Raw genomic sequence first — 22,980 nt, 5'->3', positions numbered from 1 at the left:
TTAATTGAATTCAAAAGAAATAGAACACTTAAGACAGAGAATGTCAAAAGCTGTTGATAATCTTTCAAAAGAGTTTGCTTCTGTAAGAACAGGAAGAGCATCTCCTGCTCTTTTAGATCACGTAAAAGTTGATTATTATGGAACCACTGTTCCCATCAAACAACTTGCGAATGTTTCGCAACAAGATGCAAGGACACTCCTCATAAACGTTTACGATAAGAATGCTCTTCAAGCAGTGGATAAAGCAATTAGATTATCTGATTTAGGACTTACTCCTCAAGTAGATGGGATGGTTTTGAGAATAGTGATTCCTACTCTAACTCAAGAGAGAAGGAAGGAGCTTGTAAAAGTTGTAAAAAAGATGGCTGAAGAGGCTAGGGTAGCTGTGAGAAACATAAGGCGAGACGAACTTGAAATTCTGGAGAAAAGAGCAAAAAATAAAGAGATTTCAGAAGATGATCTGAAGAGATTTAAAAACGAATTTCAAAAAATAACGGATTCTTATATTCAAGAAATTGATAAACTTCTTTCTAACAAGGAAAAGGAGATACTAAACGATTGATAGATGATATAGTATCCAAAATTAAATTTGATAATTCTGGCCTGGTTCCTGCTATTGTTCAGGATTTTTATACGTTAGAAGTTTTAATGATGGCGTATATGAACGAGGAATCCTTAAAAAAGACAATTGAAACTAACGAAACGTGGTTTTACAGCAGATCGAGAAAGTGCTTATGGCATAAAGGCGAGACAAGCGGTCATATCCAAAGGGTTAAAGAGATAAGAATTGATTGCGATGAGGACACTCTTCTTGTTTTGGTAGAGCAAGTTGGAGGAATTGCCTGTCATACAGGAAACAGAAGCTGTTTTTATAGGAAGATAGACAATAACAAATTAGTAGAAGCAAAGTCTAAGTCAGCTGTCTTGCCATATCTATTTTCTGTTTTTAAAGATAGAGAAGAAAGTCCAAAACCAGATTCATATGTTAGCAGACTACTTAACAAAGGAAAAAGCAGGATACTTCAAAAACTTGGGGAAGAAGCTGTTGAGGCAATTATAGCTGGTATGAAAGAAGATAGAAGTGAATTTGTTTACGAGATAACAGACCTATATTTTCATTTAGCTCTTTCACTTTATACCTTTGGTTTAAGCTTTGATAATATTTATGAAGAATTAATTAGAAGAAAGAAGGATGAGAAAAATGGATAAATCAGATAACAATAACATGGAGGAAAAGGTAGAAAACTTTATGCTTCCTCTTGATACAAAGCCTATTTCTACCTTAGCAGATTATGTAGTAATAAAAGCTTTGGCTGATGGGGTAATGATATCTGGTATGACAAGAGGAAAAGAAACAAAATTTCATCATTCTGAAAGAATTGACGCGGGCGAAGTGGTGATAGCGCAGTTCACTGATAATACTTCAGCAATGAAAGTAAGAGGTAAGGCAAAAATACTTACAAAGTACGGAATAGTATATTCAGGAATGCCCGAAAAGGAGTAGTCTCAATAAAATAATATCAATAAATAGTTATAATTATTAAATTTAAATTATTACGCCCTTTTTTCTAACTTTTGTAAATATTTGTCCAGGGCAACTATAGCAGCTATATAGGATAGTTCGCCTAATCCGCTTATTTGGCCAAGACAAACTGGTGCTATTACTGATGATTTTCTAAACTCTTCTCTTGCATGAACGTTTGAGAGATGTACTTCTATAACAGGGATAGTAATTGAGGCTATAGCATCCCTTATTGCATAGGAATAGTGAGTGAAAGCACCTGGATTAATTATAAAAGCATCATATGCATCGAAAGTCCTATGAATTTTATCTATAATATCGCCTTCATGATTTGACTGAAAGAAGTCTACTTTCATTTCAAGTTCCTTTGCGAAGTTTAATATTAACTCTTCCAAACCATGTAGAGTAATACTGCCGTAAATATTTGGTTCCCTAGTTCCTAACATATTAAGGTTTGGACCATTTATAACTAATATTTTCTTCATAATCTACCTCCTAAAAAATAATCATTCTTACTGCTAAAAACAAAAGGATAAAGGAAAATATCATCTCAAAAGATATAATAGCTTTGCAATGATTATACCCATGACATAATCATCCTGATAGCAACTATTACAAGTAAAATTCCAAACCCTTTTTTAAGCTGTTTGTTTGAAATTTTGTACATTAGTCTTGCACCAATCTGAGCTCCTATAATACCGCCTACACCTAAATATATGCTGTCACCTAAATTGTCAAATTTGTTTAATCCGTAAATCGCAGCTCCGACTATTACAGCAGGCACTATGGCGCCTACTGATGTAGCATGAGCATCCTTTTGATTAAATTTTGCAATTGAAATCAGTAAGGGAACAAATATTATACCGCCACCTATACCAAGCAATCCAGATGCCATACCCCCACACAGACCGATGAAGACTAGTAAAAGTTTGCGTTTGTTCAAACTGTTTCACCTCTTAAAATTATTTCAATATCATCCTTAAAGCAAAATAAAATAAAACTAAAGAAAATATTATTTTTAAAGCGTTTATAGGTATATACGGAATTATGCTGCTTGTAATAGATGCGCCAAGCACTGCTCCTAAACCAATCCAAATAGCGTCTTTTTTTAATCCTCCCTTCTTAAAATGTACCCATGCACCCATCAGGCTTATTGGCACTATTGCGGCCAGTGATATGCCTTGTGCCATACTTTGAGGAATAGACATAAGAAGCACCATTGCGGGTATCATCACAAGCCCGCCTCCAACTCCCATCATTCCGCTAACAATACCTGTAAAAAGTCCTATGACAAGAAATATTATAACGTTCACTTTAACACCATCCTTATACTCATTAATAAGAGAAAGACTCCAAACGCCTTTCTAAGCCATTTGTTTGAAAATTTGTACATTGCTCTTGAACCGATTTGAGCACCTAAAATGCCTCCTAAAGCCAGATAGATGCTGTCTGCAAGGTTGTTTAGGCCATTTACATTGTATATAAGAGCGCCTGCAATACCTGCAGGAATAATTGCGCCAAGCGAAGTGGCATGCGCCTCTTTTTGAGAGTATTCGGCATAGTTTGTTAAAAGAGGAACAAATACTAAACCACCCCCAATTCCAAGTAGTCCTGAAGCCAATCCTCCTAATATTCCAAAAATTATAAACTTCAACTTTTCTTTCATTTTCATACCCCTTTATTTAGTTAGCAGTTAAGTTAATATTTGAATTGCTGTTTTGCTGAAAAGTTTTTAAGATCTCACCTATCAGATAAAGTGAACCACAGACCACTATGTTTTCAAAAGGACAACGTTCTAAAATAAACATTTTTACTTCTTCGATATTCATATAAGTAAAATTAAGATTACTAAAGATCTTTTTGTAATCTTCTAAAGTCATTGTTCTATTCGATGGTACCTGAGTAAATATTATTTCTTTTGAAAACGGAATAATCTTATCTATCATATTTTCTGCATCCTTATCCTTTAAAATTCCAACAATAAAAATTGCTTTTTCATATTTCAAAATTTTTTCTAATGATTTACTTAAAGCTTTAAAACCTGATGGATTGTGAGATCCGTCGAGCAATAATAAAGGGCTTCTTTTAATTATTTGAAATCTTCCTGGCCAGCTAGTTTGCTCTATTGCCCTTTGAAATTTTTGATGTTCAAATCTTACATTAAGTAAATCTCTTAAAAAGATATAAGAAGTGACAAGAGCAGTCTTCATATTCTCTATCTGATAATCAGCTATAAGAGATGGTGTTATATAATCTGTTTCAAACTCATTAAAAATAAACTTTACTTTATTTGATTTAAATTTTGTTTTCACTTCGTCATCTGATAAAATTGGGTTTGAACCAATCAAATCAATATCTTCAAGTATTAGGTTAAGGGTTTCATTATTTTGTTTTGCAATAATTAATTTTTTATCTTTTCTAGAAATTTTTGTCTTTTCTTTTACTATTTCTTCTATTGTGTTTCCGAGATAATTTCTGTGATCGATATCTATTTTCGTTAACACGCTGATATCAGGTTCTATAGCATTTGTGGCGTCAAGTCTACCGCCTAAACCAACTTCAAGAATACAAACGTCAACTGAGAGTTTTTTGAATAAGTAAAGAGCTAATATTGTAAGAACTTCAAACTCGGTTAAGTTTAAGGTTTTTATCTTATCTTTTATTTCATTGAGTCCTTCAATTAAAACAGGATAGGGGAGGTTGTTCAAGTTAATATTGAATCTCTCGTTATATTCAATTAAATGAGGAGAGGTAAAAAGCCCTGTTTTTATACCATGTTCTACCAATATGTGTTGTATAAATTTAACTGTAGAACCTTTGCCGTTTGTCCCGCCGACTAGTACTGTTTTGTAAGGCAATTTATTTAATCCCAATAATTCAAGAGCATTTTTAACTCTTTCAAGGCCAAAATTCCAGTGTTCTACTGAAATAGTTCTGATTAAATTAATAAAATTTTTTTCACTCATTTTAAGAAACTTAATTTTCTTTCTAGGATTTCAATTGATTTTTTTTGGTTATCTAACTTTTCTTTTTCGGATTCTATTACCTCCTTAGGAGCTGAATTTAAAAAGTTAGGATCGCTTAACCTTTGTTCTGAAATTTCGGATTCTTTTAACAACTTTTGAAGATTTTTTTCTATTAATTCTCTGCTTCTTTCTTGCTCTTCCTTCTTCAGATATAATAAGACAGTAATAGAAGAGTCTCTTTCTATAGCGTACCCCTTTAAGTTTGTTGGTATTTCCGATGAAATTTTCGGATTTTCGGATTTTGTAAGAAAGCAATACTTTTCCATTTCAGAAATAAAGTTACTCTTAATATCATCTGACATAACTAAGATAGGTTCAGTTATATGATTTGGTGCAACCTTATATTCACTTCTTAATTTTCGTGTACATTTGGTAGCTTCAATAAGAGCATTCATATTTTTAAGTTTTTCTAAATTTAACGGATAATCAAACTTTTTCAAGGTTTCAAAGGTTATTGAACCCTTGTTTTCCGGCAATCTTCTATACAAATCTTCAGTAATAAATGGCATAAAAGGATGTAACATAATTAAAGATTGTTTGAAAACATAAAATAGCACTTTTATAGCTAGTACACTTTTAAAATTGTTATTTATTCTGAACTTGGTAAGCTCGATATACCAATCGCAAAATTCATCCCATATAAAATTATAAACTTCTGTAGAAGCTGCCGAAAAATTATATTCATCTAATTTTTGGCACAAATTTTTTATAACCGAGATTGATCTTGAAAGTATCCAAATGTCTTCAGGTTCCATATCATTAATATCTTCAATTGATATATTGTAGTTAGTAAAATATTTTTCGTATCCTAAAACGAATCTTGCTGTATTCCAAAGCTTGTTAGCGAAGTTACGCGCCCCTTTAACCTTTTCTTTGGACATCTTTATGTCTTGGCCAGCGGGGTTTGAAAGGCTAGCTAAAGAGAATCTCAGTGCATCTGCACCTGATTCTTCAATGATATCCATCGGATCAATGACGTTTCCAACAGATTTGCTCATTTTTCTGCCTTGAGAATCTCTTACTAAACCGTGGATTATAACATTTTTGAATGGCTCTTTACCAGTTAAAGCAATGCTCATCATAATCATTCTCGCTACCCAAAAATATATTATGTCAAAACCAGTAACAAGAACGCTTGTGGGGAAGAACTTTTTTAATTCTGGAGTATTATCTGGCCATCCCATTGTAGAGAAAGGCCATAGTGAAGAAGAGAACCATGTATCCAATACATCTTCATCCTGTCTTAAGTCGCTTGAATTACATTTTGGACACTTCTTTGGTTCGTCTTCAGAAACAATAATCTCATTGCAGTTGTTGCAATACCAAGCAGGTATCCTGTGACCCCACCAAATCTGCCTTGATATACACCAATCTTTTATATTTTCAAGCCAATCGAAGTATATTTTCTCCCATCTTTCTGGAAAGAATTGAATAATATCACTTTTTACTGCATCTATTGCTTTTTTTGCAAGAGGTGCACTTTTTACAAACCATTGTTCAGATACATAAGGCTCAATTACCGTTTTGCACCTGTAACAATGCCCAACTGTGTGTTTTAGATCTTCAACCTTCTCAAGAGATCCGATTTTCCTAAGAATATCTACAGATTTTTTTCTTGCAATTTCTCGATCTAAGCCCCTTAATTCACCAGCAATTTCAGTCATCTTTCCATCAGAATTGATAGCTATTAATACCTCAAGATTGTGATCTAAACCAATTTCAAAGTCTGTAGGATCGTGCCCAGGCGTTATCTTTAAAACTCCTGTGCCAAAGTCTGTTTCTACTCTTTCATCACAGATAATTTCTACTACTCTTTCAGACATTGGAACAATTACTTTTTTCCCTATTAGAGATTTGTATCTTTCATCTTTTGGATTTACAGCTACCGCTGTGTCTGCAAAAATAGTCTCAGGTCTTGTAGTTGCTATTGTAATGAACTGATCTGGATTTTCAAAGAATCTATATCTTACAAAATATAATTTGTCTTCTTTCTCTTCATGTTCTACTTCTAGATCTGCTAAAGCAGTAGAGCATCTAGGGCACCAATTTATTATTCTTGTACCTTTATATATCAACCCCATATTGTAAAGTGTTACAAAAGCTTTTTTTACAGATTTGGAGAGCACCTCGTCCATTGTAAACCTTTCTCTATCCCAATCACACGAAGCGCCTAAAGACTTTAATTGATTAATAATTCTTTGCCCATATTGTTCTTTCCATTCCCATACCTTTTCTACGAACTTTTCTCTACCAAGCTGATGTCTGGTAATGCCTTTCTTTTGTAACATTTTTTCAACGACGTTTTGGGTGGCTATACCTGCATGATCTGTTCCTGGTAGCCATAACACTTCGTACCCTCTTAACCTCTTATACCTGCAAATTATGTCTTGAAGCGTATCATCAAGAGCATGCCCTAAGTGTAGAGACCCTGTTACATTTGGCGGGGGTATTACTATGGAAAAAGCTTTTTTGTCAGAATTTACATCAGCATGATAAATATGATTTTCTAGCCAAAAATTTAATACTTTTTGCTCTGTAATGTTGTGTTGGTATGTTTTGTCCATAGAATTTTTACTCCTTCTTTATTAGTTTTACTTATTTTAAATAATTTACAATGGTTTGTAAAATTTTAAAAAAAATTTACCAACGGATATCAAAATTTCGTTATAAAATTGATGGCTTATTTTTATAATAAGCTTTATTTATTAATGTATAAGTAAAACTGCGTTATTAGTTAATTTTATAAATATTTTAACCTATCTATATTAATTTAATGGCTTTAAATAAAGCTATTTTAATAATTAAATTAATTTTTTAGTGAAAATTGAATAATTATATTTTTATTTTTAATTGTTTAAATCACAATTGACACTAGTATATCAGTAGTTTAAACTTAATTTAGGACGGTTTTTATAAAATCTCAAGGAGGGATGAGTATGAGTGCTAGCGGGGAAGATGCTCTTAAAATTGGTGTCTACGTATGTCATTGCGGTGAAAATATCGCAGGTGCAGTAGACGTCGAAGCGGTCAGAAAATTTGCTGAATCTTTACCCAACGTTGCCATTGCAAGAGATTACATGTTTATGTGTTCTGACCCAGGGCAGGAGTTAATCAAAGAAGACATTAGAAATGGTGTTGTAAACAGAGTTGTTGTTGCTGCGTGTACGCCCAGAACTCACGAACCAATCTTTAGAAAAGCTGTAGCAGATGCAGGCTTAAACAAGTATTTCTTTGAAATGGCTAATATTAGAGACCAGGATAGCTGGGCACACTGGCATGACAAAGCAGGGGCTACAGAGAAAGCAAAAAAATTGGTTGCAAGTGCTGTAGCTAAAGTAAGATTAGCTGAACCTTTAGAAGATTCTTATGTCGATGTCACAAAAGCTACTCTCGTGATTGGGGCGGGTGTATCAGGCATTTTTGCTGCTCTTGATATTGCCAATATGGGCTATAAGGTTTATCTACTTGACAGGCAACCCTCAATTGGCGGAAATATGGCAAAACTTGATAAAACTTTCCCTACAAACGATTGTTCAGCATGTATTTTGACTCCAATAATGGTTTCGGCTGGAACGCACCCAAATATTGAACTTCTGACTTATTCAGAAGTGGAATCAATAGATGGATCTATAGGAAATTTCAAAGTTCTTGTGCGTAAAAAGCAGACCTATATTGATTGGGATAAATGCACTGGTTGTGGTGCTTGTGTAGAGGCCTGTCCAGGCAAAGTAGATAATGAGTTTAATGAAAATATGGACAAAAGAAAGGCCGTATATATTGAATTTCCTCAGGCTGTGCCCAAAAAGGCAGTGGTAGATATAGATCACTGTTTGAACTGTGCAGCCAGAACTATTGGAACTCAACCAAAAACTCATCCAAAAACGGGAGAGCCAATTTTGGCTCCTTGTGAAAAGGCGTGTCCAACTGGTGCATGCGATAGATCTAAACCATGGGATCCTAACGGTCAAATAATTGAAATAAAAGTTGGCACGATTATCGCAGCAACTGGATTTAAGGCTATGGACAAGACTCCATTCAAAGAGTATTCTCCTCAATCGCCTAATGTACTTACTTCGCTGCAGTTTGAAAGAATACTTTCTGCTACTGGTCCAACGGAAGGCGAACTTCTTAGACCATCTGACAATCAGCATCCCAAGACAGTTGCATTCATTTCATGTGTGGGTAGCAGAGATAAGAATTATCATCGCTATTGTTCCAAAGTTTGTTGTATGTATATGTTAAAAGAGGCAAGATTAATTAAAGAGAAATATCCAGATCTTAACGTCTATATATTCTTTATCGACGTGCGTACTGCAGGTAAGGATTTTGAGGAATATTATACTTACTGCAGAGAACTTGGTATCAGAGTGATAAGAGGCCGTGTGGGAGGGGTAGACGAGTTACCAGGCGATCGTTTGCGCGTGCGCGCATATGACGTTGATATGGGAGCTCCTGTGGAATTAGAATCTGATATGGTTATTCTTGCTACAGCAATCGAGCCTCCACCTGGAATAGAAGAGCTTGGAAGAAAGCTTGGAATACAATGTGGTGGAGAAGGGTTCCTAAAAGAATTACATACTAAGCTCTATCCTGTAGAGACCTCAGTTAAAGGGATCTACATCGCTGGCTGCGCTCAAGGGCCAAAAGATATTCCAGAAAGCGTATCTCAAGCTAGAGCAGCAGCTGCAGCAGCAGCAGTGCCATTGACTGCAGGCAGAGTTGTAGTAGAGCCTTTAATTTCTGAGGTTAACCCTGACAAATGTAGCGGATGCGGTATATGTCTCCCGCTTTGTCCATACTCTGCTATTAGTTGGAAGGAATATGGTGATAAGAAGAGGGCGCACATAGACCCAGCACTTTGTACAGGATGTGGGGTATGTGCTTCAGCATGTCCTTCTAGGGCAATAACTTTGCACGGCTTTACAACTGAACAAATTGAATCACAAATAGAGGCCCTTACTTTTTAAAAAATGAGGAGGTGAACGGTAATGGCAGTAACTGAGATCCCTAAACTTACAGATAACATCGAAGCTTTAGTCTCAGAAATTAATCCTGATAAATGTAGTGGATGTGGTGTTTGCTTGCCATTATGTTCTTACTCTGCTATTACCTGGATAGAATACAAGGGCAAGAAGAGGGCGCACATAGACCCAGCACTTTGTACAGGATGTGGGGTATGTGTGGCTGCATGTCCTTCTAGAGCAATAATTTTAGAGGGCTTTACTACTGAAGAAATTGAATCTCAAATAGAGAATTTGACTTTTTAAGGAGGTGAACGTTAGTGGCTGAAGCAATAGAAGTTCTTAATATTTCAGAGGGTGAGCTAGGTTTTTCTGATGAGATAATGAAACTTGGAGCAGAGGAATTATTGGATTGTATCCAGTGCGCTAAGTGTGCCGCTGCGTGTCCAATGGTTCTTGCGGGCTTTGAATTTTTTAATAAACGTATTATTCAGTCAATTCTAATAGGTCAAAAGGAGATCTTGCTTGACGATAGCTCGATCTGGGCTTGTCAAGCATGCAATAGATGTACTGAGGTATGCCCAAGAAAGGTAGAGCCTTTCGGCGTGGTTATGGCAATGAGGCGTTCTGCAATTAGAGAGTTTGCGTTGCCAACCCTTGCAGTAGAAGGCTTAAAATCCCTATATGATGTGGGTCATGCTGTATACTTTTCTAACGCAGGGGAAATTAGGAAGAAAATAGGTTTGCCGGAAAAGCCTCCTACAACGGCAAGTAATGCACAGGCTCTAAAAGAACTAAGAATTCTAATGAACAAGTCAGCCTTGTCTTCGTTGGGAATTATTCCAATGGATTCAGGTTTATCTGATGTCACTTGTTGTGAGGTGTAGCCGATGAAAGTAGGATTTTTTATAGGATGTAATACCGCATTTAATAGACCAGATCTAGAAAAGGCATTTCGTTTCGTTTTAAATGCTCTTAACGTTGAAATTGACGATCTGGATGGCCAATCCTGTTGTCCAACCTGGGGGACAATGCCTTCTGTTGACGAGGCTGGTTGGTACGCTTTAGGTGCACGTAACTTTATAATTTCTGAAGAAAAGAATGTTGATATGGTTACGGTTTGTGGCAGTTGCTATGGGAGCTTGTCTGAGACTAAATATAAACTAGATAAAAAACCAGAACTTAAAGAAAAAGTTAACGAGATGCTTAAGGCAATTGGAAAAGAATATAAGGGAACTACAAGAATTAGACTTGCAACCAACTTTTTGTACAACGAAATAGGCATTGAGAGAATTAAAAATGCATTGAAATATAATTTAGAGGGAGTGACTATTGGTGTTCAACCAGGTTGTCATTCACTTTGGCCAAGTGAAGCATATTTAGAGGGGGAAAGGGATCCATTTCATCCAGTTATGCTAAGGGAGTTGTGTGAAGCATTGGGAGCTTCTGCTCCTTATTATAGTCGCATTATAGATTGTTGCGGAATGGGAGGAATGCGTTCTACAAACGTTGAGGCTTCCTACAAGTTGGTAAAAACTAAACTTGATTCTATGAAAGATGAAATAAAGGCAGATCTTTTGGTTACAGGATGCAGCTCTTGCTTAATCCAGTTTGACACTGCTCAGGCTCCTATGAAGAAAGATAAGATGATTGATTATGAGATACCTTCTGTTCACTATGTACAGTTATTGGCTCTTTGTTTGGGGGCGGATCCGCAGCAGGTTGTAGGACTTAGCACAACGGATCTGAATGGAATATTAGGAAAGCTAAAGAAGATAAATTAGTATTATGGAGGTTCAATAAATTATGAGCGAATGGACGCCTAACTTAATAGTTTTTGCATGTAACTGGTGTACTTATCAGGGGGCTGATCTTGCAGGAAGCTTGCGTTATGATTATCCAGCAAATATAAAGATAATACGAGTCCCTTGTAGCGGTAGGGTAGAACCTGAATTTGTGGTGGAGGCTTTTAAAAGAGGGGCTGATGGAGTCTTTATTGGAGGATGTCACCCAGGAGACTGCCATTACAAAGAGGGAAATTATAAAGCTATAAGGAGATTCGATCTGTTAAAACGTATTCTTATTGACATGGGGATAGAGAAAGAAAGATTTCAATTAGAATGGATTTCTGGCTCTGAGGGGAAGAGATTTGCTGAAGCTATGACTGCTTTTGAAAAGAACGTTAGAGAGTTGGGACCCTGCAAAGTGAAGGAGGGAGTGTAATGGCAGATAAGAAACTTAGATTAGCCGTTTTGATGGCAGGAGCCTGTGGCGGATGCGATATGGCTATAGTTGATATCTCAGAAACCCTTGTAGACGTGCTGCCCTCTCTTGAAGTAGTGTTTTGGGCGCCTACAGTTGCCGATGTAAAATACAAAGACTTAGAGGCAATGCCCGATAAATCGGTTGATGTGGGACTAATTTCTGGTATGATTCGCTTAAGCGAACATGAACATATGTCTAAGGTTATGAGAGCAAAATGCAACGTGGTTGTTGCTTATGGAGCATGCGCTTCGATGGGTGGAATTCCTGGTATGGCGAATATGCACACAAAAGAAGATATATTCCAAACTGCATATTTTGACACCTTTAGTACCGACAATCCAGATGGTGTAACCCCTCAACCTCAATATCTTATGGATGGAAAGTATGATCTGACACTGCCTGAATTTTATCCTTATGTAAGGCCTATTCAGTCAGTGATTGATGTTGATTACTTTATTGGAGGATGTCCACCCCATCATTCTGTGGTACTAAATGCCCTTGTCGCTATTTTGAAAGGTGAACTGCCTCCTAAAGGTTCATGGATAACTAATGGCAAGGCTGTGTGTGATGTTTGTCCGAGAAATCCAAGGAATACAGATGAAAAGAGAGAGACGGTAAAAGAAGTTAGAAGGACAATAGAAGGAGATCCAGATGAAAATAAGTGCCTGCTTCAGCAGGGTTATATGTGTCTGGGACCTATTACTCAGGGAGACTGTGGGGCTCTTTGTACTAAAGTAAACATTCCATGTGCTGGTTGCGGCGGACCAATACCTGGAGTAAAAGACTTTGGATTGAGAGCAATAAGCGCTATAGCTTCAATACTTGATAATGAAGAGCTGGTAGAGCAAATACCTAGCCCAGTAAAATTGTTCTATCGTTACTCGCTTCCTTCGTCTATGTTGGGCAAAAAAGTAAAAAAGGCATAGAGATGATACTTATTAATTATGAAGTATATCCCATAGTTTTCTTGATGAGGGAAACAAAAACCTATATTTCTGTACCTAAGGGGGGAAGATAGGTGGACTTTTCGGGAATCTTAAGCTTTTTCCACGGTGGACAGAAAAGTAAAGAAGGAGTGAGAAATGATATGGGTTTGACAAAGATTGAAATTAATCCTATGACTCGTCTTGAGGGCCATGGCAAAATAAGCATATTCTTAGACGAGAAAGGAAATGTAGATAACGCTTTCTTTCAGGTAGTTGAGCTTAGAGGATATGAGCGTTTCGTGCAAGGGATGCCAATAGAAGAAGTTCCAAGAACAGTTTCAACTATTTGTGGAGTATGTCGTGCAGTGCACTTCACTGCTTCTATGAAGGCATCCGATGGAGTTTATAATGTAGAGCCCACTCCTACAGCCCGTAAGATTAGAGAGTTATTCTTCAACGCGCACTATGTGGAAGATCACGCTGCAATATTATATGCTCTTGGTTTTCCCGATTTTGTAGTAGGTCCAACGGCTAATCCTGCTGAGAGAAATCTTATAGGCTTAGTTAATGCTGTTGGTGCTGAAACTGGAAAATTAGTTTTGAAGAAAAGATATGCAGCAGTTAAAATTTTGGAGATGCTAGGTGGCAAACCTATACATCCAGTTGCAGCTCTTCCAGGTGGCTGGTCAAAGAGGGTAACTCAAGATGAAAGAAAAGAAATAATGGCTCTAGCAGAAGAAATGGTAGAGTTGGGTCAACTAACCTTGAAGATTTTTGAAGATGTGGTTCTTAAAAACCCTGAATATGTAAAGCTGGTTACAGGAGATGTATATAAGGTAGTTACCAATTATCTTGGTTCTGTAGATGAAAACGACAAAGTAGCCTTTTATGATGGCACGCAGAAATTTATAGATACAAATGGTAAAGAGATTGCAAGGTTTAAGGGTAAAGAATACCTTAACTATATTTCCGAAAGAGTTCTACCATGGAGTTACCTGAAGATGCCGTATTTGAAACAAAAAGGTTGGAAGGGTGTGGTTGATGGACCAGATACAAGCCTTTATAGTGTTGGTCCGCTTCCAAGACTGAATGTGGCAAGTGGAATGCCTACCCCATTGGCTCAGCAAGCCTACGAGAAGATGTTTGACGTTTTTGGACACAAACCCGTTCACAATATTATGGGTTATCACTGGGCAAGAGCTATAGAGCTTCTTTGCGCTGCTGAAAATATTCGCGAAATAGCTAAAGATGAATCTTTGTGCAATCCAGATGTAAGGTCAAAGTTAGGACCTGCATCTGAAGGGGTAGGGATAGTAGAAGCTCCAAGAGGCACGTTAATCCATCATTATGTAACTGATGAAAAGGGTATTGTAGAAAAGGCAAATCTTATTGTAGCCACAACGCACAATAAAGGTCCAATAAATGTAGCTGTAAAGCGTGCTGCACAAAACTTCATTAAGAATGGAGTAGTGAATGAAGGATTGCTTAATATGGTAGAGTTAGCTTATAGGCCATATGATCTTTGTCTTGCTTGTGCTACTCATGCGCTTCCAGGCAGAGACCCCTTGCAGATAGACATATACGATTGCGAAGGCAAACTGTATAAGACACTTAAGAATTTTTAAGAGATAATTTAGGTAGGTAATTGTTTTGGATTTTGACAAAAGGAGTATTGAAAGAAAAGGCAAAACAGTAGTCTTAGGTATTGGCAATCCTGTGCTAAGTGATGATTCAGTGGGAATTAAAGTGGCTAAAAAGTTAGAGGGCTTAGTGGATACGCATATTTTGATGACTACTGATTTTGATGTATTAGATGCGCTATATGGATATGAAAGAGCATTTATTATTGATGGGATACGCTTAGGGGATGCTCCGGGCACCATAAAGGAGATATCCCCTAAGGATTTGTCGCATACTCTTACATATTCTGGATCTCATAATATATCTCTATCATCAACGTTAAAGATTGGGATGGAAATTCTGGGTAATGATATGCCAAAAGACATAAGGATTTTTACTATAGAACTCTTAGATACAGAAACATTTGGAACGGATTGCACTCCTATGGTACAAAAGGCAATTGATGAGGTAGTAAAAAGAATTGTAAGCTTGCTTAATAATTCTGAAAGGAATAAAGTTTAAAGAATTTAGACAGCTCTAAAATAAACTGGTACTATGCTGCAAGAAATTTGAAAGCATAGTGCCAGTTTATTTTTTTAAAATATAACTTTAATTTTTGACTTTATTAAAATAAGCTTTTAGTTTATCTGATATCAAGCCAAATTCAAAAAAAATGTTTAGACTGAATTTTCAGTAAAATATGAAAATAATAATTTTTTTAATAATACATTGAATTAATGTGATAAAATAAATTTTCTATAGACATCACTTCAAACAAAGGAGGTAACATTGAGCCAATTTATGATCTATTTTGCGTGGTTTTCTGTAATATGTTTTTTTCTTGGATCTTTCATTAAGTTACTAAAGATCAACAATATGCCCTTACATTTAAGGGCAGAGCTATATCCAGTAGCTCACGATCCAAACCACAGTTATGGTGGTAGTTATATGGAAGAGGCAAACTACGTTGAAGAGTCTAAAAAGGGGCTAAAGCATATATGGGTAAACGATATAATCGAAATTCTTAAAGAAGTTCTTTTCTTGAGTAGGGTAAAAGAATACAATATTTATGGTCTTTGGTTTCCCTCTTTACTTTTGCATTGGGGATTGTATTTGTTATTTGGTTGGATTTTCTTATCAGTACTTTCTATTTTTTGGCCTTTTTATTATTTAATACAGTTATCAAGCATTTTGGGTATTGTATCAGGAATATTTGGAACTTTAGGATCTTTCCTTTTGATTTTAAAGAGGATATTTTCGGAAGAATTAAGATTTTATACTACACCCTTGGATTTCTTCAACCTGTTTTTGCTTTTTGCTATGTTTGTTGCCACATTATCTGTTTTTTTGTTCGATGTTAATCACGATATTTTAAAATATTTAAACTCTATTATCACTTTTAAATATTCACACGTATCCTTGTTGGTAACTGTTCAATTTTTTTTGTTTCAGTTTTTCCTATTATATTTTCCATTTTCGAAATTTATGCACGCTCCAATAAAGTATTGGACATGGCACGCTATTATGTGGGATGATGCTCTGAATATGAAAGGAAAAAAAATTGATTTAATTCTTCAAGAACAACTAAAATACAAACAGTTCTGGTCTGCTCCTCATGCTATTCCTGGCGCGTCGTGGGCTGAGGTAGCTACTAATCTTAAAGTAGAAGAAAGGGGAAATAATAATGGCAATAAAAAGACCGCCATTTAGAGATATATCAAAAGATCTTAACGAACCCATGGCTCCTATCGAAATGGATGACTTGATAGATATTCTAGGTATAGATAAAAATGAAGAAACTCCACTTGAGCCAACCAGCGATAAAATAAAAAATACATATGATTGGTATCTAGATGGTCATATAGCACTAAGTAATTTGTACCCGCCCAAAACTAAAGAAGAAGAGAACGAGATCGTCAGAAAATTTTTAAGTGGTTTTGAGAAGCTTTTAGATCCGAAAAATAATTGGACTATGTTGCAAATTTTGAAAACTGGTTTGGATTATTGCGTAAGATGCCAAACCTGTTCTGAAGCATGTCATGTGTTTATCGCTAGCGGAAGACAAGAAATTTATAGACCGACTTATCGAATAGAAATACTAAGGAGAATATACAAGAAATATTTTACACCTGAGGGCAAGCTTTTAGGATCTTTTGTAGGTGCTGATGTAGATCTTAATTGGAAAACTATATATAGATTGGCAGAATTAGCTCATAGATGCAATCTTTGTAGAAGATGTGCACAAAGATGTCCTGTTGGTATAGATAATGGTTATCTTGCAAGAGAAATTAGGGTTCTTTTAAGCCAAGAATTGGGAATTTCTCCGGTTGAAATATTGGAGAAGGGTTCTCGGTTACAACTAACAATTGGTTCTTCTACCGGGCTTTCACCGATGGCGCTAAAGGACTATTTAGAGTTTGTTGAAGAAGATACATATGAAAAAACAGGAATTAAGATTAAATTCCCCATTAATAAGAAAGGTGCTGAAATATTACTGCTTCATAATGCGGGTGAATTCGTTTCATGGCACGAAAATCCAGCTGCATTTGCTATATTATTTGATGCTGCCGGTATAAGCTGGACTATATCTGATGAACCAGTTGGATACGATAACGTTAACTATGGCCTTTGGAACGATGATATTGAAGCTGCAAGGGTAGTTTTGAGACAAGCAAAAATTGGGAAAGACCTAGGCGTTAAAAGAATAGTTATTGGAGAATGTGGACACTCTACAAAGGCATTTTGCGTTATTGGGGATAGAATTTTAACAGGGGATCTTGCTAGCTCAGAAATTTCAAGAGAATCTTGTTTGCCTTTATTTTGGGAGATTTATAAGAGCGGTGCTATAAAATTTGATCCATCAAAGAATAACTTTCCGGTTACTCTCCATGATCCATGTAATATAGTAAGAAATATGGGAATAGTTATGCCACAAAGAAAAGTCCTTAGCGCAATTGCTCCACAATGGAGAGAAATGCATCCAAATGGTGTCTATAATTATTGCTGTGGTGGAGGATCCGGATTTGCTATTATGCAGGGTTTGAACTTCCCTCAATGGAGAAATAAGGTTTCATCGCGAATGAAACTGAATCAAATTTTAAATGCTTTCAAGGATGAATTAGATCCAAACATACCAAAATATGTGTGTGCTCCGTGTTCGAATTGCAAAGGAACAATTAGAGATCTTTTTGCACATTATAATTGCAAGGAAAAATTTAATCTTACTTACGGCGGATTAGTTGAGCTAATGGTTAATGCTATGGTTGATCTTAAGAAACCTTATATAACATGGGATGAATATTAATCTTAAATTTTATTGGAGAGTAAAGTTTATTCTTTACTCTCCATTTTTTCTTTTATAAATTCTAAGCTTACTCTTCTTAGAAATTTATACATTCTTTCCTTTTCTTGTGCATAATTTTTATAAATTTCAAGTAACTTTGCCAATTTCGCTACCGTTTGGCTTTCATCTAGGTTTAAGAAGATTACCTCGCCTATGCCACCATTTCTACCAGCAAATCCCCCAATTGTTATAGCGTATCCAGTAGGATAACCCATTATCCCGATATCTCTTACTAAAGGTTCGCTACATCCATTTGGGCAGCCACTAATAGATATCTTTACTTTTGCAGGAGTAATCATACCATAGAAATTTTCGTTTATTCTTCTCGAAAGAGTTCTGGCATCTTGTCTTGACATAGGACAATATGGTTTTGAAAGGCAAGTCTGGGCATAAAATACTTTGTTTTCCATGTGAGGCATCTGTAAAAAACCAGATTCTTTTAATTTTTCTTTTGTTAAAGGGTCTAGATTTGGTATGGTAATTGATGAATTGCCAGATAAAATTACTTCAAAGCCGTTATTTGATAATTCTAAAAGCAATTTTAGTTGAAGAGGGTTTAAAACTCCATCTGGAACATAAAAACTCATAGGAAGTTTTTTTAGAATTTCTGGATTCATAATTTACTCCTTAAATTATTAATTAAGTTATATTATTTATTTTAAATTATTTGGAATTGTAAAAATTGATCTAGATCAAAATTTTCAATCATAAAGATTTGTGATATAATAACAAAAAAACATGGGGTGGTTGATTGAGAATCTTTAAAGTCAACAAAAGTGAATATTATGTAGATCAAGAAGGCAATTTATTAGATTATGACTGTTGGACAAAGGAATTTGCTGAAGCTGTAGCTAAGGAAAATAATATTATTCTTTCAGACATCCATTGGAAAATTATTGATTACGTAAGAAGATATTACGAAGTTGACAAGGTTATGCCGCCAAAAAAGCAGATAGAGAGAGAATTTAATCTAAGTGAGAAAGATATGTCAAGACTTTTCCCCATGAAATATAAGGATGGATATCTCTATTTATTAAGCAAATTATCTGGTTTACCGGTGCCTACAGGTGATATTTGATCCTTTATTTGCTCAAGTTTTCGATGAAGCTTTAAGGTTAGAAGCAAGCGATATCCATCTTAAGAGCGATTCGTATCCTATATTTAGAATTCATGGCAAACTTGGAAAAGTATCTTATTTGCCATTTTTTAAAGACGAGGAACTAAAGAAGATAATATTGCAGCTTTTAACTCCTGAGCAGCAAAAAAGGGTGTTTTCAGAACTTGGTCTTGATTTTGGGTTTACATATGAAAATAAATCCAGATGCCGTGCGAATATTTATTTTAATAGAGGGACAATTGGCATTGCATTAAGAATATTGCCTATGAATCCTTATTCATGGGAAGAGCTTTCTTTGCCCGATGTGATCGAAAAAATTAGAAATTTTAGGCAGGGATTGGTTCTTGTAACAGGCCCAACGGGTTCAGGAAAATCTACAACTATGGCTTCGATGATTGATGATTTTAACAGCTTGAAAAGTTTAAATATCATAACTGTTGAAGATCCTATAGAGTATGTCTTTACAGATAAAAAATCAAATATTATTCAAAGAGAAGTTGGTGTGGATGTAAGAAGTTTTCCTGAAGCTCTTAGGTATGCACTTCGTGAGGATCCGGATATTATATTTATAGGTGAGATGAGGGATCAAGAAACCATTAATTCTGCCTTCTTAGCAGCGGAAACAGGCCATCTGGTTTTATCAACTCTACACACAAATAATTCTTATTCTACTGTTGACAGAATAGTGAACACTTTTCCTGCCGAGCAGCAACACTTTGTAAGATTGAGACTTTCTGAAACTCTAAAGGTTGTTATATCACAAACTCTTTTGCCTACTATTGATAAGAAGGGAAGAGTGGTGGCTTGTGAGGTGATGGTTGTAACTCCACACATAAAGGATTTAATTGCTGAGGCAAGGTTAGATGACATGTATACTGATATAAAAAATGGTCAGTTCAATTCCATGAGTACTCTTAATCAAGCACTTTTTAAATTGTTTCAAGAAGGAAAAATTGATAAGACCACAGCTCTCAATGCTTCTTATAGACCTAGCGAGCTTGAACAGATGTTAAGAGGAGTTTATAATAGCGCAGATGCGTTTGGAGAGATTACAAGCTCCCAAAAGGGAGGGGGATAACAAAATTGACCCCCTTTATGCACGTACGACTTTGTTTGACTTTATACAACTTGTGCAAACATAAACATTTTTTATGCTGCCTTCAAGATTCACCTTTATCTTCTGAAGGTTTGGCAAAAAACGACGGCGTGTCTTCCTGTTGGAGTGGCTAACGTTATTTCCTGTTGACGGCCCTTTGCCACATATTGCACAAAATTTTGACATTGTTTCGCCTCCTTTGTGTATGCAAAATATGTATAATATTAACAGATAAAACAAATTTTGAAAAGGTAGGGAAGCTTTTTGGTAGATAAAGTTTTAGAATTTGTAAAAGATAAACTAGGAAATACGTATAGGTTTCACCATACAATGGCTGTTGCAGAAGAAGCGAAATCTATTGCTTCTATTATAGGGGTGGATGCCGAGAGAATATATATTGCGGCTTTAATGCATGACACGGCAAGACCATTATCTCCTGAAGATATGTTAAGTGAAGCCAAAAAGTACAAAATAAATATTTCTACTTTAGACAAAAAAAGACCAATATTACTTCATGGTCAGGTAGCAGCGAATTGGTTGATTGATAAGTTAAATATAAATGATTGGGAAATATACGAATCGATTTGTCTACATACAACAGGAGCAGTAAATATGGGCAAAATGGCAGTGGCTCTTTTTATAGCAGATAAAATTGCCATTACACAAGGCTCACACGTAGATGAAAGCTTACTTAATGCGCGAAAATTATTACCTGATGAAATTGAAAAGGTTTTTTTGTGGTGTTTTACTTATAGCTTTAAGTATTTGATGGATAACTACCAGGAGCTTCATCCAATATCAATTGAAGCCTGGAACTACTACTGCAAAAAAGAAAATTTGGAGGTATTGTTTGGAAAAAGATAATTCTAGATCGCTTGCTCTTGAGATTATTAATTGTATTAAAGAAAAACAAGGAGAAGACGTTACAATGCTTTCTATAGGCGAAAAGTCTATAATATGCGATTACTTTATCATCGCTTCAGGCAATTCGCCTATACAAGTAAAGGCTATTGCTGACAAAATAATGGAAAGATGTAAAGAACTAGGAAAGAATCTTTTTAAGATTTCTGGTTATAACGAAGGATTGTGGGTAATAATAGATTTACTGGACATTGTGGTCCATATTTTTTCTCCCATGGAAAGAACTTATTATAATTTGGAAGACTTTTGGAAAGGCGTTAGCGTAGAGAAATTTTAAATAACAAATTTAATAGTCAAAATAAAAAAATATAAGCGCTTACTAAAGTTTTGTAAGCGCTTATAAATTATTTTAATTATCTTTGAGTACTGCTCCGGTACTAGCAGAAGTAACCAGTTTTGCATATCTTGCAAGATAGCCTGATTTTACTTTAGGTGGTTTTGGTGACCAATTTTTCTTTCTTTTTTCAAACGTTTCAGAGTCAATTTTAAGCTCAATTTTTTTTGCTGGGATATCAATTTCTATGATATCTCCCTCTTCTACAAGGCCAATAGGACCGCCTTCTGCGGCTTCTGGAGAGATATGCCCTATAACTGCACCGCGTGAACCTCCGGAAAATCTGCCATCTGTTAAAAGGGCTACCTCCTTTCCTAGCCCCATTCCAACAACTGCTGATGTGGGACTCAACATTTCTCTCATACCTGGACCGCCTTTTGGGCCTTCATATCTAATAACTATTATGTCTTTAGGTTTTATTCGACCTTCTAATATAGCTTTCATAGCTTCTTCTTCCGATTCGAATACTCTTGCTGGGCCAGTGTGAACTAACATTTCTTTATCTACTGCAGATTGTTTTACCACAGCGCCGTCAGGTGCCAGGTTTCCTCTCAAAATTGCTATACCACCGCTATTGGAATATGGATCCTCAATATGTCTTATAACGTCTCTTCTCTTAACTGTTTTATTTTTTATGACCTCTCCAATTGTTTGTCCTGAAACAGTTAAGTTGTTTAAATTTATTAAGTTTTTCTTTGACAGTTCATTCATTACTGCGCTTATTCCGCCCGCTTCATTCAAATCTTGAATGTGGTGTTTTCCTGCTGGGCTTATTTTACAAAGGTTTGGTGTTCTTGAAGATATGAGATCAAATATTTCAAGGGGGAGGTTTATTCCGGCTTCGTGTGCTATTGCTGGAAGATGTAGTACTGTGTTTGTTGAGCCTCCTACAGCCATATCAACTGCTATTGCATTTTCAAAAGCTTGAGGTGTGAGTATATCCCTTGGACATATATTCTTGTTAACCAGCTCTACGGCTTTCATTCCGGCATATGTTGCAAGTCTTTTTCTTTCTCCTTCAAAAGCTGCAGGTATTGTGCCATTGCCTGGAAGAGCCATTCCCAAAGCCTCTGAAAGACAATTCATAGTGTTTGCTGTAAACATTCCAGAACAAGATCCACAACCTGGACACGCACACATTTCTAGTTCTTCAAGAGTAGCATCGTCATATTCACCCCGCGTTTTGTGTCCTATTCCCTCGAAAACAGTGATCAGATCAACGTCAGTTTGTTGAAATCTTCCAGCAAGCATTGGGCCACCCGAAACTATGATTGATGGAATATTTAGCCTGGCAGCTGCCATAAGCATTCCAGGAACTATCTTATCACAGTTAGTAAGCAAGACAAGACCATCAAACATGTGTGCCTGAGCCATAGTTTCAATTGAATCGGCCACCAGCTCTCTTGATGCAAGAGGATATTTCATACCTTCATGACCCATTGCAATGCCATCACAAATTCCTATTACGGGAAATTCAATAGGCACTCCTCCTGCTTGGTTAACTCCTTTTTTAATATAATCTACAAGGGTTCTAAGGTGAATGTGGCCTGGAATTATTTCATTAAATGCGTTTACTACGCCAATTAATGGTTTTGACATATCTTCTTTTGTATACCCCATAGCATAAAAAAGAGATCTATGTGGTGCTCTTTCAACTCCTTTTGTAACCATATCACTTCTTCTTGTCATCTTTCTTTCTCCCTTCAATTTTTAATTAGTTTTATGCAAAGATTAATAAATAAAAATATTTCTTACGAATTAGAATCAACAAAGAGGTTGGCATACCCATAAAAGATTAGTCATAAACTGACAAAAACTAATTGTATTATAATATATTATGAATTAGTAT

General features: G+C 35.8%; 26 protein-coding genes. 17 read left to right on the top strand and 9 right to left on the bottom strand.

All coding sequences use genetic code 11. The features are described 5' to 3' along the window. Window positions 1–4 precede the first annotated feature (4 nt). Genes frr through mtrB form a run of 3 tightly spaced genes read left to right on the top strand, consistent with a single transcriptional unit; the run spans window position 5 to window position 1,504 of the window. Window positions 5–562 carry a ribosome recycling factor gene (frr, locus tag THENA_RS06875; RefSeq protein WP_013756680.1) on the top strand — a complete coding sequence of 186 codons (558 nt, stop codon included), beginning with the start codon at window positions 5–7 and terminating at the stop codon, window positions 560–562. Then, window positions 559–1,209, top strand: coding sequence for a bifunctional phosphoribosyl-AMP cyclohydrolase/phosphoribosyl-ATP diphosphatase HisIE (hisIE, locus tag THENA_RS06870; RefSeq protein ID WP_013756679.1), 651 nt, complete (start codon window positions 559–561; stop codon window positions 1,207–1,209). Before frr ends, hisIE begins: the two co-directional genes overlap by 4 nt. Window positions 1,210–1,249: 40 nt before the next feature. After that, window positions 1,250–1,504: a trp RNA-binding attenuation protein MtrB gene (gene mtrB / locus THENA_RS06865; protein WP_052296105.1), complete on the top strand. Its 255-nt coding sequence runs from the start codon at window positions 1,250–1,252 to the stop codon at window positions 1,502–1,504. 50 nt (window positions 1,505–1,554) lie between these two features. On the opposite strand, the gene aroQ is transcribed toward mtrB, so the two are convergent. From aroQ to THENA_RS06835, 6 genes are all read right to left on the bottom strand, one after another. Then, on the bottom strand, window positions 1,555–2,007 hold the full coding sequence (aroQ, locus tag THENA_RS06860; RefSeq protein WP_013756677.1) for a type II 3-dehydroquinate dehydratase: 453 nt from the start codon (window positions 2,005–2,007) through the stop codon (window positions 1,555–1,557). Window positions 2,008–2,099: 92 nt separating this feature from the next. Next, the gene (locus tag THENA_RS10200) at window positions 2,100–2,465 is read right to left on the bottom strand and encodes a sulfite exporter TauE/SafE family protein (RefSeq protein WP_013756676.1); all 366 of its coding nucleotides are present in this window, start codon (window positions 2,463–2,465) and stop codon (window positions 2,100–2,102) included. A 19-nt stretch (window positions 2,466–2,484) separates the two neighbouring features. Then, on the bottom strand, window positions 2,485–2,835 hold the full coding sequence (locus tag THENA_RS10195) for a TSUP family transporter (protein WP_013756675.1): 351 nt from the start codon (window positions 2,833–2,835) through the stop codon (window positions 2,485–2,487). Next, on the bottom strand, window positions 2,832–3,188 hold the full coding sequence (locus THENA_RS06845) for a sulfite exporter TauE/SafE family protein (RefSeq protein WP_013756674.1): 357 nt from the start codon (window positions 3,186–3,188) through the stop codon (window positions 2,832–2,834). The genes THENA_RS10195 and THENA_RS06845 overlap by 4 nt, the downstream gene beginning before the upstream one ends. A 16-nt stretch (window positions 3,189–3,204) precedes the next feature. Beyond that, the gene (locus THENA_RS06840) at window positions 3,205–4,488 is read right to left on the bottom strand and encodes a bifunctional folylpolyglutamate synthase/dihydrofolate synthase (protein WP_013756673.1); all 1,284 of its coding nucleotides are present in this window, start codon (window positions 4,486–4,488) and stop codon (window positions 3,205–3,207) included. Next, the gene (locus tag THENA_RS06835; protein WP_013756672.1) at window positions 4,485–7,112 is read right to left on the bottom strand and encodes a valine--tRNA ligase; all 2,628 of its coding nucleotides are present in this window, start codon (window positions 7,110–7,112) and stop codon (window positions 4,485–4,487) included. The genes THENA_RS06840 and THENA_RS06835 overlap by 4 nt, the downstream gene beginning before the upstream one ends. Before the next feature lie 372 nt (window positions 7,113–7,484). Between THENA_RS06835 and THENA_RS06830 the strand changes: the two genes are divergently transcribed. The 10 genes from THENA_RS06830 (at window position 7,485) to THENA_RS06785 (ending at window position 17,624) form a co-directional block, all read left to right on the top strand. After that, window positions 7,485–9,515, top strand: coding sequence for a CoB--CoM heterodisulfide reductase iron-sulfur subunit A family protein (locus tag THENA_RS06830; protein ID WP_013756671.1), 2,031 nt, complete (start codon window positions 7,485–7,487; stop codon window positions 9,513–9,515). A 21-nt stretch (window positions 9,516–9,536) separates the two neighbouring features. Beyond that, a complete protein-coding gene (locus THENA_RS06825) occupies window positions 9,537–9,815 on the top strand; it encodes a 4Fe-4S binding protein (RefSeq protein ID WP_013756670.1) in 279 nt (92 codons plus the stop codon). 14 nt (window positions 9,816–9,829) lie between these two features. Next, window positions 9,830–10,396: a 4Fe-4S dicluster domain-containing protein gene (locus THENA_RS06820; RefSeq protein ID WP_013756669.1), complete on the top strand. Its 567-nt coding sequence runs from the start codon at window positions 9,830–9,832 to the stop codon at window positions 10,394–10,396. Between the two features lie 3 nt (window positions 10,397–10,399). Then, window positions 10,400–11,293 (top strand): CoB--CoM heterodisulfide reductase iron-sulfur subunit B family protein, encoded by an 894-nt coding sequence (locus tag THENA_RS06815; protein WP_013756668.1) that lies wholly within the window; start codon window positions 10,400–10,402, stop codon window positions 11,291–11,293. Between the two features lie 22 nt (window positions 11,294–11,315). Then, window positions 11,316–11,732: a hydrogenase iron-sulfur subunit gene (locus THENA_RS06810; RefSeq protein ID WP_013756667.1), complete on the top strand. Its 417-nt coding sequence runs from the start codon at window positions 11,316–11,318 to the stop codon at window positions 11,730–11,732. After that, on the top strand, window positions 11,732–12,700 hold the full coding sequence (locus THENA_RS06805; protein WP_013756666.1) for an NADH-quinone oxidoreductase subunit B family protein: 969 nt from the start codon (window positions 11,732–11,734) through the stop codon (window positions 12,698–12,700). The genes THENA_RS06810 and THENA_RS06805 overlap by 1 nt, the downstream gene beginning before the upstream one ends. Window positions 12,701–12,861: 161 nt before the next feature. Further along, the gene (locus tag THENA_RS06800; protein WP_407635125.1) at window positions 12,862–14,325 is read left to right on the top strand and encodes a Ni/Fe hydrogenase subunit alpha; all 1,464 of its coding nucleotides are present in this window, start codon (window positions 12,862–12,864) and stop codon (window positions 14,323–14,325) included. A 25-nt stretch (window positions 14,326–14,350) separates the two neighbouring features. After that, window positions 14,351–14,842: a hydrogenase maturation protease gene (locus tag THENA_RS06795; protein WP_013756664.1), complete on the top strand. Its 492-nt coding sequence runs from the start codon at window positions 14,351–14,353 to the stop codon at window positions 14,840–14,842. A gap of 267 nt (window positions 14,843–15,109) precedes the next feature. Next, a complete protein-coding gene (locus tag THENA_RS06790) occupies window positions 15,110–16,030 on the top strand; it encodes a respiratory nitrate reductase subunit gamma (protein ID WP_013756663.1) in 921 nt (306 codons plus the stop codon). After that, a complete protein-coding gene (locus tag THENA_RS06785; protein ID WP_013756662.1) occupies window positions 16,005–17,624 on the top strand; it encodes a (Fe-S)-binding protein in 1,620 nt (539 codons plus the stop codon). Before THENA_RS06790 ends, THENA_RS06785 begins: the two co-directional genes overlap by 26 nt. Before the next feature lie 26 nt (window positions 17,625–17,650). Here the strand turns inward: THENA_RS06785 and THENA_RS06780 are convergent, their stop codons facing one another. Then, the gene (locus THENA_RS06780) at window positions 17,651–18,280 is read right to left on the bottom strand and encodes an NAD(P)/FAD-dependent oxidoreductase (protein ID WP_013756661.1); all 630 of its coding nucleotides are present in this window, start codon (window positions 18,278–18,280) and stop codon (window positions 17,651–17,653) included. Between the two features lie 134 nt (window positions 18,281–18,414). Here THENA_RS06780 and THENA_RS06775 point away from each other — a divergent pair, with 134 nt between their 5' ends. Together THENA_RS06775 and THENA_RS06770 are read left to right on the top strand one after the other, a co-directional pair. Next, window positions 18,415–18,741 (top strand): TusE/DsrC/DsvC family sulfur relay protein, encoded by a 327-nt coding sequence (locus THENA_RS06775; RefSeq protein WP_013756660.1) that lies wholly within the window; start codon window positions 18,415–18,417, stop codon window positions 18,739–18,741. After that, complete coding sequence (locus tag THENA_RS06770; protein ID WP_013756659.1) at window positions 18,731–19,858, top strand: type IV pilus twitching motility protein PilT; 1,128 nt, start codon at window positions 18,731–18,733, stop codon at window positions 19,856–19,858. Before THENA_RS06775 ends, THENA_RS06770 begins: the two co-directional genes overlap by 11 nt. Window positions 19,859–19,873: 15 nt before the next feature. Here THENA_RS06770 and rpmB read toward each other — a convergent pair whose 3' ends face one another. Then, window positions 19,874–20,062, bottom strand: coding sequence for a 50S ribosomal protein L28 (gene rpmB, locus THENA_RS06765; protein WP_013756658.1), 189 nt, complete (start codon window positions 20,060–20,062; stop codon window positions 19,874–19,876). Window positions 20,063–20,140: 78 nt separating this feature from the next. Here rpmB and yqeK point away from each other — a divergent pair, with 78 nt between their 5' ends. Then, window positions 20,141–20,740, top strand: coding sequence for a bis(5'-nucleosyl)-tetraphosphatase (symmetrical) YqeK (gene yqeK, locus THENA_RS06760; RefSeq protein ID WP_013756657.1), 600 nt, complete (start codon window positions 20,141–20,143; stop codon window positions 20,738–20,740). Continuing rightward, window positions 20,727–21,074 (top strand): ribosome silencing factor, encoded by a 348-nt coding sequence (gene rsfS, locus THENA_RS06755; protein ID WP_013756656.1) that lies wholly within the window; start codon window positions 20,727–20,729, stop codon window positions 21,072–21,074. Before yqeK ends, rsfS begins: the two co-directional genes overlap by 14 nt. A gap of 72 nt (window positions 21,075–21,146) precedes the next feature. Here rsfS and ilvD read toward each other — a convergent pair whose 3' ends face one another. Continuing rightward, a complete protein-coding gene (ilvD, locus tag THENA_RS06750; RefSeq protein ID WP_013756655.1) occupies window positions 21,147–22,820 on the bottom strand; it encodes a dihydroxy-acid dehydratase in 1,674 nt (557 codons plus the stop codon). Window positions 22,821–22,980 lie beyond the last annotated feature (160 nt).

Source organism: Thermodesulfobium narugense DSM 14796, from assembly GCF_000212395.1.
GTDB classification, from domain to species: Bacteria; Thermodesulfobiota; Thermodesulfobiia; order Thermodesulfobiales; family Thermodesulfobiaceae; genus Thermodesulfobium; species Thermodesulfobium narugense.
Note: the sequence above shows the minus strand (reverse complement) of the source record. Positions and strands in the feature narration are given on the sequence as shown.